Raw genomic sequence first — 15,820 nt, 5'->3', positions numbered from 1 at the left:
CCGAAGGACGGTCACAAGGGGGGTGCGCCATGGAGGCGCTGCGTCAGGACGATCCACGCCGCTTCGGCCGCTTCACCGCGCTGGCCCGCTTCCACGAAGGCGCGAGCGCCGTGCGGTACGTGGCCCGGGACACCGGCTCCGGCGAGATGGCCCTCATCACCGCCGCGCGCCCCGAGCTGGCCGCCGTACCGGTCTTCAGCCGCCGCTTCCAGGCCGAGGCCCGCACCGCCGAACGCCTCGCCGGCGGCTGGGTGGCCCCGCCCCTGGACACCGGTGGTACGGCGGAGGCCCCCGCGGACGGGCCGCAACCCCTGTGGACGGCGGCGGCTTACGTCCCCGCGCTGCCGCTGGCCGAGGCGATCGGGATCGCCGGTCCGCTGCCCGAGCGGGCCCTGCGGATACTGGGCGCGGGCATCGCCGAGATCCTCTCCCGGGTGCACGCCGCCGGGTCCGTGCTCCAGGGGCTGGCCCCGGGCACGGTCCTGCTGGCCGTCGACGGCCCCCGCCTCACCGCCTTCGGCCCGCTGGGCGCCGCCGCGTCGGCGGAGGCCGGGCCGGGCGGCCAGCTCTCGGTGCGGCTGGGCTATCTGACGCCCGAGCAGATCGAGGGCAAGGAGGTCTCCGCCGCCTCCGACCTGTTCGTACTGGGGCTGCTGCTGGCGTACGCGGCGACCGGGACGACCCCGTTCGCGGAGGGCCCGGCCGAGGAGGCCGCCCGCCGGATCGCCGAGGACGAGCCCGGACTCGACGCCGTACCCGAGCCGTTGCGCGAGCTGATCGCGAGCTGCCTGGCCAAGGACCCGGCCGAGCGGCCCACCGCCGGCACGGTCGCCGCCGAGCTGGCCCTGGAGGGCGCGGCGGGCCTCGCCCGGGGCGGCTGGCTCCCCGAACGGCTCGCGGCGGCGGTCGCGGACCAGGAGGCGCGGGTCCTGGCGCTGGAGGTGCCGGAGGAGGGGGAGGGGACCGGGGCGGCTGCGGCGGAGGAGACCCCGGAACCCGCGTCGGAGGAGACGTCGGCGCCTGCGGCGGAGGGAGCCCCGGCGCCCGTGCCGGAGGCGTCCCCGGAGCCCGAGGACGCCCGGCCCGAAGGCGCACGGTCCGAGAGCCCCCGCACGAACGACGCCCTGCCCGAGGACCCCCGCACGAACCCTGAGCCGAAGGACGCACGTACAGCCCCGGAGCCCGAGGACGCCCGGCCGCTGCCCGCGGCACCGGTGGACGCGTCGTTCAACGCCCCCGCACGGCCGGCGGACGCCGCCACGCCCCAGGAGCCCATCGCCGCGCCGGTGGCCGCGGGCGACGGGGACATCGGTGAGGACCGGGGCACCACCCGGTTCCTCGACACCGGGCCCCGGCCACCGCAGAACGACCGCCCGACGACCCAGCTCGCGCTCCCCCACGAACTCACCGCACCCCCGGGCGCCGCCCTCGCCCCGGCGGCCGGCCCGGTGCCGCCCGCGCTGCCCGCCGCACCCGCCGCCGGTGCCCCGCAGCAGCCGGGCCACACCCACGGCGGCCCCGCCCCGTACCCCGCCGCCGCGCTCCCGGCCGGGCCCGCAGGTCCCGGCGGCCCCGGCGGGGGGCCGATGGTCTCATTGCCGCTGCCTCCCGCGCCGGCCCCGGCGCCGGACCCCGCAGCGAGCCGCCGGACCCTGCTGACCATCGCGGCGGCGGGTGTCGGCGGGCTGATCGTGGGCGGCGGTTCGGTCGCCGCGCTCGGGTCCGGGGACACCGCGGCGGCGACCGACGACAAGCCCGCCCCGAAGCCCCGCCGTACGCTTCCCGGGCAGGCCCCCGAGCCGCGCTGGAGCTACGCGCACCCGGACTCCGAGTCGTCCCCCCTCACCACCGCCGTATGGCGGGACAAGCTGCTCGTGGTGACCAGCGAGAGCCAGGCCAGCGCCGTGGACCTGCGCACCGGCAAGCGGCTGTGGCAGCGTGCGGACGCCGCGAAGGGACAGGCCGCACTGGCGGCGGGGGACGACCTGGTCTTCGTGGCGAGCCCGACGGAGTTCCTGTGGCTGTCACCGAAGAACGGCAAGGTCGTGCACCGCGTGCGCTACACGGACGCCTTCGCCGACCTGCCGGGCCTCACCGTCGGGCGGCTGGCCGGCAGCTCCGGGCCGGTCATCTGGTTCACCGGATCGCACACGGTCACCGTGAAGGCCCCCAAGCCGAAGAAGGGCAAGAAGAAGGAGAAGGACAAGGAAGTCGTCCAGGCCCACTTCTTCGCGTACGACATCGTGCAGCGCAAGGAGCTGTGGCGGACCCCCGTGCCCGCGGGCCGCGCCCCGGGCACTCCGGCCTACCGGGTGGTCGCGGAGCGTTCCGCCGACGTCCTCGTACGGCAGGACGCGGCCAGCCTGACGGCGGCCGAGGTCAAGGCGGCCAAGGGGAAGGGGTCGGTCCGCTCGTTCGACCGGAAGACCGGCAAGCTGCTGTGGACCAAGCAGTACGGCGCGGCCTCCCTGGAGGCGGCCACCACGGGCGACGAGGACGGGACGCTGTACGCGGCGGTCGGCAAGGACCTCCAGGCGTTCGAGACGGACACGACGAAGCCGCTGTGGCGCGTCGAGGGCAGCGACGGGTCGTGGTTCGGCACCCCGCTGGTCGCCGGGCCGCTGATCCACACCACCGAACGCAGCCGGCTGGTCGGCGCGGTGGAACGGGAGAGCGGCCGGCTCGTGTGGCGGCGCTCCACGGAGGTGCCGGGCATCGGGAACGCCCCGTCGCTCACGCTGAGCGCCGGCGGGAAGACCCTGATCGCCGCCGACGCCGTCCAGGTCACGGCGTTCTCGGCGGCCGACGGCGAGCGGCTGTGGAAGTTCCAGGACATCGGGTCGGCCGATCCGAAGGGAGCGACCGTGAGCGCGTCGTACCGGGCGCTCGCCGTCGGCGAGACCGTAGTCATCCAGCGGGACAGGTCCTTCTACGCCTTCCCGGTGGCCTGAGGCCCCAGGCCCCTCCACCGCCGCCGCCGTCCAGGGGATCTCCTGGACGGCGCGCCGCGCGGTGCTTGCGTCACCTGACATCGAGTGACCTGATTAACGGATTCGCCCATTTATGGACGAGCCCGTTGCCGGGCTGCGTCTCCGTCACGGAGGTGATGTCGTGTCAGGCGGACTCCTGCGCGCGGTGTGGACGACCGTGCTGGCCGCGGCGCTCACGGTCTCCCCCACGGCCGCGTCGGCCGAGCCGGGCCCCGTACCGTCCGAGGAATCCGTACCGCTCGCCGAGGAGGCCGGGGGGACGGCCGGCACGGACACGGAGGACACGGAGGACACGGAGGACGCGGAGGACGCGGAGGACGCGGAGGAGGGCGCCGGCGAGACCGATGCGCCGGAGGTCGACGCCGAGACCGCCCTCGGTGCGCCCGAGGCGCCCAGGAGCGTCGTCACCCTGCTGCGCGAGCTGCAGACCCGCTACCAGGCGGCGGAGGAGGCGAGCGAGACCTACAACGCCACCGCCGAGAAGCTGAAGCAGCGGACCGCGCAGGTGAAGAAGGTGAACGCGGACCTGGCGAAGGCGCGGGCCGCGCTGGAGCTCAGCCGCGGAGACGCCGGCCGGCTGGCCCGGGAGCAGTACCAGGGGCATACCGAGTTCTCCGCGTACCTCCGGCTGCTGCTGGCCCGCGACCCGCTGCGCGCCCTGGACCAGAGCCATGTCGTGGGGCGGCTGGCCGCGAACCGGGCGGCGACGGTGGAGCGGCTGACCGACGCCGCCCGGCGGGCCGACACCCTGGCCGCCGCCTCCCGCAAGGCGCTGGACCAGCAGAAGAAGCTGGCCGACCGGCAGAGGAAGCAGCGCGACACCGTGCGCGGCAGGCTCAAGGAGGTCGAGGGGCTGCTGGCCACGCTCTCCGAGGAGCAGATGGCCCAGCTCGCCGGTCTCGAACAGCAGGGCGTGGACAAGGCCCAGCGCGAGCTGGTGGCCTCCGGAGCGCTCAGCTCCACCCGGCCGCCCACCCGCCGGGGCGGCGACGCCGTCGCGTACGCGGTCCGGCAGATCGGCAAGCCGTACGTGTGGGGGGCCGAGGGCCCCGGTTCCTTCGACTGCTCCGGGCTCACGTCCCAGGCCTGGTCGGCGGCGGGGCGGGCGATCCCGCGCACCTCGCAGGAACAGTGGAAGCAGCTCCCGAAGGTGCCGGTCTCCGCACTGCGCCCCGGGGACCTGGTGGTCTACTTCCCGAAGGCGACCCACGTGGCGCTGTACATCGGCAACGGCCTGGTGGTGCAGGCGCCCCGCCCCGGCACGAAGGTCAAGGTCTCACCGCTGGCGTCGAACCCGCTGCTGGGGGCCGTCCGCCCCGACCCGGGCGGCACCCCCCTGTCCACGTACGAGCTCCCGGAGCTGCCCGAGGGCGCACGTGACGGCGCGGACACCGGGTACGGCACGGAAGCGGCCCCGGACGCCACCCCGTAGACCGCTACGGAAGGACTTCGGCGGCCGGACCGGCGGTGCGGGTCCGGCCGCCGAAGCGGTGGGCGGGGCGCTCAGGCGCCGGAGACCGAGGCCAGGTACGCGTTCGTCTTCTCCGGCTCGAAGAAGAAGTTCTCGAAGTCCGCCGGGTCGTTGAACCCGTTGGCGAAGCGGTCCGCGACCGGCTGGAGCCGGCCGGCCGCGCCGATCAGGTTCAGCACGTGCTCCGGCGGGGCGCCGAGCATCGCGTTGGTCCACTTCGTGACGTGCTGCGCGGTCTCCCAGTAACGGTCGAACGTGGACTGCATCCACGCCGCGTCGAACTCCTTCCCGCCGTGCTCGATGATCGAGTCGAGGTACGCGTTCGCGCACTTGGAGGCCGAGTTGGAGCCCTGACCGGTGATCGGGTCGTTGGCCACGACGACGTCCGCGACGCCGAGGACCAGGCCGCCGCCGGGCAGCCGGCCGATCGGCTTGCGGACCGTGGGGGCGTAGCGGCCGGCGAGGGTGCCGTTGGCGTCGGTCAGCTCGACCTTGGTGGCGCGGGCGTACTCCCACGGCGTGAACTTCTCCATGAGCTCCAGCGTCTTCGCAAGGTGCTCGGAGGGGTCCTTGATGCCCTGGAAGGCGTCCAGCGGGCCGCCCGGGACGCCTTCCCAGAAGAGGATGTCGGCGCGGCCGCTGGTGGTGAGCGTCGGCATCACGAACAGTTCGCCGACACCCGGGACCAGGTTGCAGCGGACCGCGTCGAACTCCGGGTGCTCGGGGCGGGGGCCCATGCCGTGGACGTACGCCACGGCCAGCGCGCGCTGCGGGGCGTCGAACGGCGAACGGGCCGCGTCCCGGCCGAACATGGAGACCAGCTCGCCCTTGCCGGCCGAGACCATCACCAGGTCGTAGGTGCGGGAGAAGTAGTCCAGGTCGGAGACGGCCGCCCCGTGGATGACCAGCTGGCCGCCGCGCTGGGCGAAGGTCTCCATCCAGCCGGCCATCTTCACGCGCTGGTCGACGGACTGGGCGAAGCCGTCCAGCCTGCCGACCCAGTCGATGGCGCGGGAGGAGTCGGGGGCGGCGACGGAGAGGCCGAGGCCCTCGATCTTCGGGGCCTGGGACTCCCAGAAGTTCAGCTGGTAGTCCCGCTCGTACTGGAGCGCGGTGTGGAACATGCACTGCGTCGACATGACCCGGCCGGTGCGGATCTCGTCGGCGGTGCGGTTGGACATCAGGGTGACTTCGTAGCCTCTGGACTGCAGTCCCAGGGCCAGCTGGAGCCCCGACTGGCCGGCTCCGACTATGAGTATCTTCCGCATCGCGGCTCTCCGTTGTCTCTGATTCGAGGCGAACTAGGGCGTGTTTCGAAAGTAGCGCCGTCCGCCCGGAGGGCGGGCAGGCGGGACTTTCGAAACACGCCCTAGGCGGGGGTGGCGTCGAGGGCGTGGCCCACCAGGGCCAGCAGCGACTCGACGACGGTGATCCTGTTACGCGCATCCATGATCACTATCGGCACCTGCGGCGGTACGGTCAGGGCCTCCCTGACGTCCTCCGCCTCGTAACCGGGTGTCCCCTCGAAGTGGTTGACCGCCACGATGTACGGCAGCCCGCAGCTCTCGAAGTAGTCGAGCGCCGGGAAGCAGTCCTCCAGCCGCCGGGTGTCGGCGAGGACGACCGCGCCGATCGCCCCACGCACCAGGTCGTCCCACATGAACCAGAAGCGCTGCTGGCCCGGCGTGCCGAAGACGTACAGGACGAGGTCGTCCTCGAGCGTGAGCCGGCCGAAGTCCATGGCCACGGTGGTGGTGGTCTTGTCGGGCGTCGCGGTGAGGTCGTCGGTCTCCTCGCTGGCCTGGGTCATCAGCGCTTCGGTCTGCAGCGGCGTGATCTCGGAGACCGATCCGACGAACGTCGTCTTGCCGACGCCGAAGCCGCCCGCCACCACGATCTTGGTGGCGGTGGGTGCCCGGGTGTGGTCCAGCTGCCAGGCCTGGGGAGACTCCTCGGCCTGTGCGCGGGGCCCCGGCTGGCGCGGGGCGAAGAGCGGCACCTCAGAGACGGCGGAGTCCATTGAGCACCCTTTCGAGCAGTGCGCGGTCGGGCTGGCCGGTGCCGTGACCGGTCCCGTACACGCGGATCTTTCCTTGGTCGGCCAGGTCGCTGAGCAGCACCCGGACGACTCCGAGCGGCATCTGCAACAGGGCCGAGATCTCCGCGACCGTACGCATCCGGCGGCAGAGTTCGACGATGGCCCGGAGCTCCGGCATGACCCGCGATGCGAGGTTGCCGTTCGTGAGCTCGCGGCGCTCGTCGGGTGCTTCGAGGGCCGCGACGAACGTCTCGACGAGCAGGACGTGCCCGAACCGGGTGCGGCCGCCGGTGAGGGAGTACGGGCGGACCCGGGCGGGGCGCTTGTCGGCCCCGCGGACGGGGAGCCGGGGGGCGGGTTCTGCGGCGGCGGTGGTCACTGGGCGCTCTCCAACGATGTGCGCAGCTCGCTGCGGAGTTCGGGGGTGAGTACGTGTCCGGCCCGGCCGACGAAGAGGGCCATGTGGTACGCGACGACGCTCATGTCGCAGTCCGGGGTGGCATGGACGCCGAGGAGGGAGCCGTCGCTGATCGACATGACGAAGACGCTGCCCTCTTCCATGGCGACCATCGTCTGTTTGACGCCGCCGCCGTCCATCAGCTTCGCGGCTCCGACGGTCAGCGAACCGATGCCGGAGACGATCGTGGCCAGGTCGGCGCTGGACCCCTTGGGCCCGTCCGACGTCCCGGCGGCCGGTGCGGCCGCCTTCGCGGTCAGGTGACCGGGGTCGGAGGAGAGCAGCATCAGGCCGTCGGACGAGACGACGGTGACCGAGTGGACCCCTGGCACCTCCTCCACGAGATTGCTCAGCAACCAGTGAAGGTTCCGGGCCTCGGTGCTCAGCCCGAATGTGCTGGGCGCAGTCAACTGCGTGCCTCCTCGACTGTGTCCCCCGTCTCTTCGTTCCGGCCATCCGCCCGGGCACCGGTCTCGGGGGCCTGTGCGGTCCTTGCGTTCCGTGCGTCCTCTGCCTCTGCGGTGCCCGTGGTGGGTGCGGTGGTGCTCTGGTGCCCGGTGCGGTCGGTGGGTACGCCCCCGAGGTCGGCGAGGGCGATGCCGCCGGTCTCGGCGATCTCCGCCTCGACGTCGCGCCGCCCCTCCTTCGCCGCCTGGTGGAAGCTGCCGAGCCTGCGGCGCAGTGCGTCCCGGTCCAGGCTGCCGGTGCGTCCGGGGGCGGGGGTCGAGTCGGGCCGGACCACCTTCGGGGTGCGCTTCGGCAGCCCCTTGTCGGTGATCCGCCCGGCCTCGGGGCGGCGGGGGCCGGGGACGGTGTCGGCGGGCGCGGTGCCGGCGGCGGCCTCGGCGTGGGGCACGGGGTGGAAGGCGGGCCCGTCCGGGTCCTGGTCCCCCGGGCCGGACTCGGCCGGGCGCTCGTGGCGGTCGGGGCCGATCGCGTACGGGCCGGTGGTCGCCGGGGCTGCGCTCTCCGGGGCCGCGGGGTCCGACGGGGGCTTCGGCAGCCGGACCTGCAGGGTGATCTCGGAGTCCGACCCGGCCTCGGCCTCTTCGGCCACTTCGGCTTCCGTGAACGGCTCCTGCGCGTCCTGCTCCTGCTCTTGCTCCTGCTCCTGCTGCGGTACGGCGCTGGCTTCCGGGCTCTCGTCGCGGGCGGCGCTCTCGGCGGCGGCGTTCTCGCGGATCGTCCGCTCGGCGGCGGCGATCATGGGGTCCACGGCGGGCAGGGGCTCGACGGCCGGATCGGAGGCGTTCTCCGCGTCGAGGTCCGCGGCCGCCTCGGTGACCGGCTCGGCGACCGCGTCGGCCGCTGACGTCGGCTCGGGCTCCGGAGCCGATTCCGGCGTCGGCGTCGGCTCGGCGGCGTCGGCGGGCGTCCCTGGCTCGGCGTCCCTGGGCGGGAGCGATGAACGGCTCGGCAGGGCGTTGGAGTTGGCCTCCGCGACCGAGCCCGGCAGGTTGAGCGTGGGCGCGTCACCGGGCAGCTGCACGGCGGGCGGCGAGGCGGCGGGCAGCGAGTTGGGCAGCAGGGCTTCCGGCAGGACGACGACGGCCGTCACACCACTCCCCTTCTGCTCGCGCAGCTGGACCCGCACTCCGTGCCGGGCGGCCAGCAGCGACGTGACCTGGAGGCCGAGTCCGGCCCCGGTCACGTCGGTGTGCCGCTCCTTCGGCTCGAACGAGCCCGGGTCGGCCAGCCTGGCATTGAGTTCGCCCATCCGGACCGTCGACATGCCGATGCCCTCGTCCGACACGGAGAGCATCACCTCGCCGCTCTCCAGCAGCCAGCCGGACAGCTCGACATGGGAGTCGGGCGGCGAGAAGGAGGTCGCGTTCTCCAGGAGTTCGGCGAGGAGGTGGCTGAGGTCGTCGGCGGCGAACCCGGCGATCTGGGCGTGCGGCGGCAGGGACTGGATGGTCACCCGCTCGTACCGCTCGATCTCGCTGACGGCCGCGCGCGCCACGTCGACCAGTGGGATCGGCCCGGCGTGGCCGTGGCCGTGCTCGGCGCCCGCGAGGACGAGCATGTTCTCGCTGTGGCGGCGCATGACCGTGGCCATGTGGTCGAGCTTGAACAGGGTCGCCAGGCGCTCCGGGTCCTGCTCGCGCTCCTCCAGGCCCTCGATGACGCCGAGCTGCCGCTCGATCAGTCCGAGGGTGCGCAGGGAGAGGTTGACGAAGGTGTGGTCGACCGTGCCCTTCAGCTGCTCCAGCTGCGTGGCCAGCTCGGCGGCCCGGGTCCGGAGTTCGGCCCGCTCGGCGACGAGGGTCTCGCGGCCCGCGATCAGCTTGGACCGTTCGCCGGTGAGGCCGTCGAAGCGTCCGGTGTAGTCCTGGTGCAGGGTGGTGAGCCTGCCGTGCAGGGTGTTCATCGACCGTACGACCTGGGCGAACTCGTCGTTACGGCCGGTGTAGCGGACCGGCTCGGCGTTCTCGGGGTCCTCGGCGAGGCGCGCGGCGCCGATGCGCAGGACGGCGAGCGGCTGGGTGAGGGTGCGGGCGACGGCGGTGGAGACGCCGACGGCGAGCAGGAAGCAGCCGCCGAGCAGGGCGATGCTCAGTTCGAGGGCGGTGACGTCGTCGTCGCGGAGGCCCTCCAGGTCCCGGACCTGGCCGGTGGTCAGGGCGGACTCGACGCTGCGCATCCGGTCGACGCGGGCGGAGAGCGCCGCCTCCAGCTTCCTGGGGCTGGTCCGGCGCTCCGCCTCCGACAGCTCGGGGCGGTCGGTGAGGCGGGTGAGGTACTTCTCCGCGTCGTTCACCTCGGGTCCGGTGACGGTGGCGGAGAGCTTGTCGCGGGCCTCCGGGTCCGCCGCCTGGTCGAAGTCGGCGAGCGCGGCCAGCTCCCGGACGCGGGCCTGCTGGGCGGCGGCGCTCAGCTCGTCGCGTTCGCGGCCGGCCCGGGTGTCGCTCTCGTCCTGGGTCTGCACGGGCAGCCCGGTGAAGGGGTCGGTCCGGGCCGTCGGCTCGGGGCTCGGCACGGCGAGCGCGGCGAGCAGGAGCCCGCGGGTGGCGGAGGCCTGTTCGGACGCGCCGCCGAGGGTGAGCGGGGCCCGGGTGGCGTCGGCGGCGCGCGGCGGGGTCTTCTCCGCCAGTTCGGCGGCGATGCCGTGCAGCTTGGCGATGATGTCGGAGTACGCCTGATGCGCCTCCAGGGCCGAGCCCTTGCCGGTCAGCGCGTCGCGGCGCAGGGAGGCGACCGTCGAGAGGTCGCGGCGCAGGGCGGCGGAGGCCGCCTCGTGGATCTCGTCGATCTGCTGGTCGACGCGGGTGGTGCGGGCGGTGCGGTTCTTCGCGCCGGCGCTGTCGTCGGCCTCCTCGTCGCGGCCGTCGGCGATGTACGCGGTGATCGCGTCACGCTCGTCGGCCAGGGAGTGCCCGAGGGTGACCGCCTGCTGATTGAGCTCGGCGAGCGTGACCAGCCGCTGGGACTCGCTCAGATCGGCGGAGGCCCCGAGCACGGCGGGAGCGCCCGCGGCCAGGACGATGACGCCGACGACCGCGACACCGGCGACCAGTCGGCTGCGTACCCGCACGGTCCGCTTGTCCGCGCCGGATGCCGGAGGCGTCGCCCCGGAACCGTCGCGCGTCGTGCCCTTGCTCCGCGGCCGCTTCTTCTGCACCGGTGCTCGCAATCTTGACTCGTCCACCCTTGAAGCAGAGGTGACGCACGGTCACATGGAAGGGCGCCCCGCTCCTGGTACGGCTTCTGACCATTCCAGCGCTTATGAGAGGGAGGCGCTCATCAACCGCTCCGCCACTCGAAGGAGTGAACATCACTCTGGAGTTGGCGAACAAGTCTCCCCTGGTGTGCCCCTGACCATGCATCGACCGTGGGGTGGAACTTCCGCTCCGCCTTTGGCAGGATGCCCGCCCGCAATCGGTCCGGAGTCACTCCTTCCACCCCGCGCTCCCGCGTTGACCTGCTGGTACAGGCCATATCCGGTCGCGTGCGGAGACGGTGAAGGGCTCGTGCAGACTGGCGGCATGCGCATCGAACTCGCCACCGCGCCCGGCAGTCCCGAACGCCCCAACGAGGACTGGGTCTCCGCGGCCCTTCCCGCGTCCGGCCAGGGCGGTGTGCTGGTCCTGCTCGACGGCGTCACCCCGCCGGCCGGGGACGACGGTTGTGTGCACTCGGTCCCGTGGTTCACCGCGCAGTTGGGCGGCGCGCTGGTGGAACTGTCCGGTTCCCGCCCCGACCTGACCCTGACCGGGATCCTGGCCGCGGCCATCTCCCGTACGGCCGACACCCATCGGGCCACCTGTGACCTTTCTCACGTACGCACGCCTCAGGCGACCGTGGTCCTGGCACGTTGGAACGAACGCGCGATCGAGCACCTGGTGCTCTCGGACTCGGCCCTGCTGCTGGAGTCCCGCGACGGCACGGTCCGGGTGGTCCTCGACGACCGGCTGGACCGGCTGCCGCCGGGCTCGCTCGCCTCGAACGAGATCGCCGATTCCACGGTGCGCAACAAGGAGGGCGGCTTCTTCACGGCCGCCGCCGATCCGTCGGTGGCCTCGCGCGCGGTGACCGGCAGCACCCCGGCGGCCGACGTCCGGGCCCTCGCCGCACTCACGGACGGGGCGGCCCGCTGGACGGAGGTGTTCGGCGAAGGCGACTGGGCGGACACGCTGGGGCTGCTGCGGAAGGCGGGGCCGCAGGGGCTGATCGACCGGGTGCGGGAGCTGGAGGTCGCCGACGCGGAGGCCGGGCGCGTGCGGCTGCGGCGCGGCAAGACGCACGACGACGCCACCGCGCTCCTGGTGGAGCTGGAGTGAGAGCGACGACGCCGGGTCAGCTCTCAGCGGCGCTTCCGGCGCGGCTTCCGGCGAGCGCGTCGGCGTCGGGTCAGCTCTCGGCGCGGGTGTTGAGCTGGTGCAGCAGCCGGGCCAGCTCGGCGATCTCGGCCCGGTCCCAGTCGGCCAGCTTGCGCACATAGCGCCCGCGGCGGGCGTCCCGGACGCTGCGGAAGCGGGCCAGGCCGTCGCCGGTGAGATGGACGAGCCAGGCGCGCCCGTCGGCCGGGTCGGGTTCGCGGGCCACCAGCCCGAGGTTCTCCAGCGAGTGCAGCTGGCGGCTCATCGTGGCCTTGCCGACGCCGAAGTAGGCGGCCAGCTCGGTCGCCCGCTGCCGGCCCGCCGCCTCCAGGCGGACGAGCAGGCCGTAGGCGGCGGGCTCCAGTTCGGGGTGGACCTCCCGGGCCATCTCGCCCGAGCTGGCGCGCGCCCGGCGCAGGAACACGGCCAGCTCCCGCTCCAGCGCCAGAAACTCGTGGTCCACACCGCTTTCGTCCGGCGTGCCCGGCTCCGGCCGGATGTCGTTCCCGCGCACGTCAGCACCCCTCGTACGGTTCTCTGCCGATGAAAGTCTCTTCCGCGACCGGTCGACGCCGCGGTTCGGCCAGTATTTCGCAGGAGTAGACCAACGGCGGCCCCTCGGAGCTCTTCCGCACCCAGGCCACCGGGGCTTTCGCTCACCGGGCCCTACTATGCACCCCATGTATACACACTATGTATAGTCCTCGGCGTACCGCACACCTGTGCGGGATTTCCCGCACAGAGGAGTGATGTGTCGTGCCCGGAAAGATGCCGTTGTCCACGATGGGGTTGACCGCAGCACTGGTGACGGCGCTCACACTGACGTCGAGCGGCTGCTCGATGGACACGACGGCGCCGGGCTCGGCGCGCGGCGAGGCGGCCTCGGACGCAAAGGGCTCGTTCGGGCCGGTGGACTGCCGCAAGGCCAAGTGCATAGCCCTGACCTTCGACGCGGGTCCGGGCAAGGACACACCGAGGCTGCTGGACATCCTCAAGGAGAAGAAGGTCCACGCCACCTTCTTCCTGCTGGGCAAGCACCACGTCGTCAAGCACCCCGACACGGTGCAGCGCATCGAGGACGAGGGTCACGAGGTCGCCAACCACACCTGGACGCACAAAGTCCTGACCGACCAGAAGCCGGACGGGATACGGGCCGAGCTGGAGAAGACGCAGCTGGCCATCGAGAAGATCACCGGCAAGAAGCCCCGCCTGATGCGACCGCCGCAGGGCCGCACCGACGACACGGTCTCGGAGATCAGCAAGGACCTGGGGCTCTCCCAGGTCCTGTGGAGCGCCACCGCCAAGGACTACTCCACGAACGACTCCGCGCTGATCAAGAAGCGGATCCTGGACCAGGCGAGCAAGGACGGCATCATCCTGCTGCACGACATCTACAAGGGCACCGTGCCCGCCGTGCCCGGGATCATCGACGCGCTCCACAAGGACGGCTACACCTTCGTGACCGTCCCCGAACTGATGGCCCCCGCCGAGCCGGAGCCGGGCACGGTCTACCGCCCCTGACCGGTCCGGACGGCACACGGAACGGCCCGCCCCCGTCGACTCGGGAAGCGGGCCGTCCGTACCGGTCGCGCACCTGATACCGCGCCCGTCACCGCGTGGCGGTCAGGCCGCGGCCGGGATCCTGTCCTCGGTCCTGGCCGAAGCCGGGGCGAGGGCGATCTCCAGGACCTGGCGGACGTCGGTGACCGGGTGGACGTCCAGCTTGTCCAGCACCTCGGCCGGGACGTCGTCCAGGTCGGCCTCGTTGCGCTGCGGGATCACCACGGTGGTGACGCCCGCGCGGTGGGCCGCCAGCAGCTTCTGCTTGAGGCCGCCGATCGGCAGCACCCGTCCGGTCAGCGACACCTCACCGGTCATCGCCACATCCGTACGGACGAGGCGCCCGGAGAGCAGCGAGGCCAGGGCGGTCGTCAGGGTGATACCTGCGCTCGGGCCGTCCTTCGGGACCGCGCCCGCCGGGAAGTGGATGTGCACACCCCGGTCCTTGAGGTCCGCGACCGGCAGCTCCAGCTCCGCGCCGTGCGACCGCAGGAAGCTCAGCGCGATCTGCGCCGACTCCTTCATGACGTCCCCGAGCTGACCGGTCAGGGTCAGTCCGGACGCCCCGGTCTCCGGGTCGGCGAGCGACGCCTCGACGAAGAGGACGTCACCGCCCGCCCCGGTCACCGCGAGTCCGGTGGCCACGCCCGGCACCGCGGTGCGGCGCCCGGCCGGGTCCTGGGCGGACTCGGGCACGTGGTGCGGACGGCCGATGAGGCCGCGCAGGTCTGCGTCGGTCACCGTGAACGGCAGTTCGCGGTCGCCCAGCTCGTGCTGGGCCGCGACCTTGCGGAGCAGCCGGGCCACCGCCCGCTCCAGATTCCGTACGCCCGCCTCGCGGGTGTACTCGCCGGCCAGCTTGCGCAGCGCCGACTCCTCAAGGGCGACCTCGTCCTTCTCCAGGCCGGCCCGCTCCAGCTGGCGCGGGAGCAGGTGGTCCCGGGCGATGACGACCTTCTCGTCCTCGGTGTAGCCGTCGAGGCGGACCAGCTCCATGCGGTCGAGCAGGGCCTCGGGGATGGCTTCGAGCACGTTGGCCGTGGCGAGGAAGACGACGTCGCTGAGGTCGAGCTCGACCTCCAGGTAGTGGTCGCGGAAGGTGTGGTTCTGGGCCGGGTCGAGGACTTCGAGGAGAGCGGCGGCCGGGTCGCCCCGGAAGTCGGAGCCGACCTTGTCGATCTCGTCGAGCAGGACGACCGGGTTCATCGAACCGGCCTCCTTGACGGCCCGCACGATGCGTCCGGGGAGGGCGCCCACGTACGTACGCCGGTGGCCGCGGATCTCCGCCTCGTCCCGGACACCGCCGAGCGCGACGCGGACGAACTTGCGGCCCATGGCGTGCGCGACGGACTCGCCGAGCGAGGTCTTGCCGACGCCGGGCGGGCCGACGAGGGCGAGGACGGCGCCGCCGCGGCGGCCGCCGACGACGCCGAGGCCCCGGTCGGCGCGGCGCTTGCGCACCGCGAGGTACTCGGTGATGCGCTCCTTCACGTCGGCGAGGCCGGCGTGCTCGGCGTCCAGGACCTCCTGGGCGCCGCGGATGTCGTAGGCGTCCTCGGTCCGCTCGGTCCAGGGCAGTTCGAGGACGGTGTCCAGCCAGGTGCGGATCCAGGAGCCCTCGGGCGACTGGTCGCTGGAGCGCTCCAGCTTCTCGACCTCCTTGAGCGCGGCCTCGCGGACGTGCTCGGGCAGGTCGGCGGACTCGACGCGGGTCCGGTAGTCGTCGGACTCGTCCTCCGGGTCGCCGTTGAGCTGGGAGAGCTCCTTGCGCACGGCGTCCAGCTGGCGGCGCAGCAGGAACTCGCGCTGCTGCTTGTCGACGCCGTTCTGGACGTCCTTGGCGATGGACTCGGCCACGTCCTGCTCGGCGAGGTGCTCGCCCAGCCACTGGATGGCGAGCTTCAGCCGCGCGATCGGGTCCACGGTCTCCAGGAGCTGGACCTTCTGGGCGGTGGTGAGGAACGGCGAGTATCCGGAGTTGTCGGCGAGCGCGGAGATGTCGTCGATCTGCTGGACCCGGTCCACGACCTGCCAGGCGCCGCGCTTCTTCAGCCAGCTGGTGGCGAGCGCCTTGTACTCCTTGACGAGCTCGGCGGCGGATCCGGGCAGCGGGTCGGGGGCGCTGGTGTCGAGCACGGTTCCCTCGACCCAGAGCGCCCGGCCGGGCCCGCTGGTCCCGGCGCCGATGCGGACCCGGTCGCGGGCCCGGATGAGTGCGCCCGGATCGCCGTCCGACAGGCGTCCGACCTGCTCGACGGTGCCGAGGACACCGGTCCCGGTGTACGTCCCGTCGATCCGCGGGACCAGCAGCACCTCGGGCTTGCCGCCGCCGGGGCGGGCGGCGGCCTGCGCGGCCTCGACGGCGGCGCGCACCTCGGTGTCGGACAGGTCGAGCGGCACCACCATGCCGGGCAGGACGACCTCGTCGTCGAGCGGCAGCACGGGCAGGTCGATCGGCGTGAACGCCTGGGACTCGTTAGTCAT

11 protein-coding genes are annotated in these 15,820 nt (G+C 73.0%); 4 read left to right on the top strand and 7 right to left on the bottom strand.

The window, feature by feature from the left end; translation table 11 throughout:
• Positions 1-29: 29 nt before the first annotated feature.
• Together IG90_RS0110155 and IG90_RS0110150 are read left to right on the top strand one after the other, a co-directional pair.
• Entirely contained in the window at positions 30-2,951 is a 2,922-nt protein-coding gene (locus IG90_RS0110155; protein ID WP_030580814.1) for an outer membrane protein assembly factor BamB family protein, read from the top strand.
• Positions 2,952-3,111: 160 nt separating this feature from the next.
• Positions 3,112-4,422 (top strand): C40 family peptidase, encoded by a 1,311-nt coding sequence (locus IG90_RS0110150; protein ID WP_030580811.1) that lies wholly within the window; start codon positions 3,112-3,114, stop codon positions 4,420-4,422.
• Between the two features lie 71 nt (positions 4,423-4,493).
• On the opposite strand, the gene IG90_RS0110145 is transcribed toward IG90_RS0110150, so the two are convergent.
• The 5 genes from IG90_RS0110145 to IG90_RS0110125 form a co-directional block, all read right to left on the bottom strand.
• Positions 4,494-5,729, bottom strand: a complete 1,236-nt coding sequence (locus IG90_RS0110145; protein ID WP_030580807.1) for a styrene monooxygenase/indole monooxygenase family protein — start codon at positions 5,727-5,729, stop codon at positions 4,494-4,496.
• A gap of 101 nt (positions 5,730-5,830) precedes the next feature.
• On the bottom strand, positions 5,831-6,481 hold the full coding sequence (locus IG90_RS0110140; RefSeq protein WP_030580804.1) for a GTP-binding protein: 651 nt from the start codon (positions 6,479-6,481) through the stop codon (positions 5,831-5,833).
• Positions 6,462-6,878, bottom strand: a complete 417-nt coding sequence (locus IG90_RS0110135; protein ID WP_030580801.1) for a DUF742 domain-containing protein — start codon at positions 6,876-6,878, stop codon at positions 6,462-6,464. Before IG90_RS0110135 ends, IG90_RS0110140 begins: the two co-directional genes overlap by 20 nt.
• Positions 6,875-7,366 carry a roadblock/LC7 domain-containing protein gene (locus IG90_RS0110130; RefSeq protein ID WP_030580798.1) on the bottom strand — a complete coding sequence of 164 codons (492 nt, stop codon included), beginning with the start codon at positions 7,364-7,366 and terminating at the stop codon, positions 6,875-6,877. The genes IG90_RS0110135 and IG90_RS0110130 overlap by 4 nt, the downstream gene beginning before the upstream one ends.
• The gene (locus IG90_RS0110125) at positions 7,363-10,578 is read right to left on the bottom strand and encodes a sensor histidine kinase (protein WP_030580796.1); all 3,216 of its coding nucleotides are present in this window, start codon (positions 10,576-10,578) and stop codon (positions 7,363-7,365) included. The genes IG90_RS0110130 and IG90_RS0110125 overlap by 4 nt, the downstream gene beginning before the upstream one ends.
• A gap of 364 nt (positions 10,579-10,942) precedes the next feature.
• Here IG90_RS0110125 and IG90_RS0110120 point away from each other — a divergent pair, with 364 nt between their 5' ends.
• Positions 10,943-11,737 (top strand): protein phosphatase 2C domain-containing protein, encoded by a 795-nt coding sequence (locus tag IG90_RS0110120; protein WP_030580793.1) that lies wholly within the window; start codon positions 10,943-10,945, stop codon positions 11,735-11,737.
• Positions 11,738-11,807: 70 nt separating this feature from the next.
• Here IG90_RS0110120 and IG90_RS0110115 read toward each other — a convergent pair whose 3' ends face one another.
• Positions 11,808-12,290 carry a MarR family winged helix-turn-helix transcriptional regulator gene (locus IG90_RS0110115; RefSeq protein WP_030580791.1) on the bottom strand — a complete coding sequence of 161 codons (483 nt, stop codon included), beginning with the start codon at positions 12,288-12,290 and terminating at the stop codon, positions 11,808-11,810.
• 254 nt (positions 12,291-12,544) lie between these two features.
• On the opposite strand from IG90_RS0110115, the gene IG90_RS0110110 reads away from it, so the two are divergent.
• Complete coding sequence (locus tag IG90_RS0110110) at positions 12,545-13,297, top strand: polysaccharide deacetylase family protein (RefSeq protein WP_206433950.1); 753 nt, start codon at positions 12,545-12,547, stop codon at positions 13,295-13,297.
• Positions 13,298-13,399: 102 nt separating this feature from the next.
• On the opposite strand, the gene lon is transcribed toward IG90_RS0110110, so the two are convergent.
• Positions 13,400-15,820, bottom strand: a complete 2,421-nt coding sequence (gene lon / locus IG90_RS0110105; protein ID WP_030580785.1) for an endopeptidase La — start codon at positions 15,818-15,820, stop codon at positions 13,400-13,402.

The sequence above is a fragment of the Streptomyces anulatus genome, from assembly GCF_000721175.1.
GTDB classification, from domain to species: Bacteria; Actinomycetota; Actinomycetes; order Streptomycetales; family Streptomycetaceae; genus Streptomyces; species Streptomyces anulatus_C.
Note: the sequence above shows the minus strand (reverse complement) of the source record. Positions and strands in the feature narration are given on the sequence as shown.

Bases quoted from the DNA above. Each gene is read 5' to 3' on its own strand.
- IG90_RS0110155 (WP_030580814.1), top strand. From the start codon at position 30: ATGGAGGCGCTGCGTCAGGACGATCCACGCCGCTTCGGCCGCTTCACC.
- IG90_RS0110145 (WP_030580807.1), bottom strand. From the start codon at position 5,729: ATGCGGAAGATACTCATAGTCGGAGCCGGCCAGTCGGGGCTCCAGCTG.
- IG90_RS0110140 (WP_030580804.1), bottom strand. From the start codon at position 6,481: ATGGACTCCGCCGTCTCTGAGGTGCCGCTCTTCGCCCCGCGCCAGCCG.
- IG90_RS0110120 (WP_030580793.1), top strand. From the start codon at position 10,943: ATGCGCATCGAACTCGCCACCGCGCCCGGCAGTCCCGAACGCCCCAAC.
- IG90_RS0110110 (WP_206433950.1), top strand. From the start codon at position 12,545: ATGCCGTTGTCCACGATGGGGTTGACCGCAGCACTGGTGACGGCGCTC.
- lon (WP_030580785.1), bottom strand. From the start codon at position 15,820: ATGACTAACGAGTCCCAGGCGTTCACGCCGATCGACCTGCCCGTGCTG.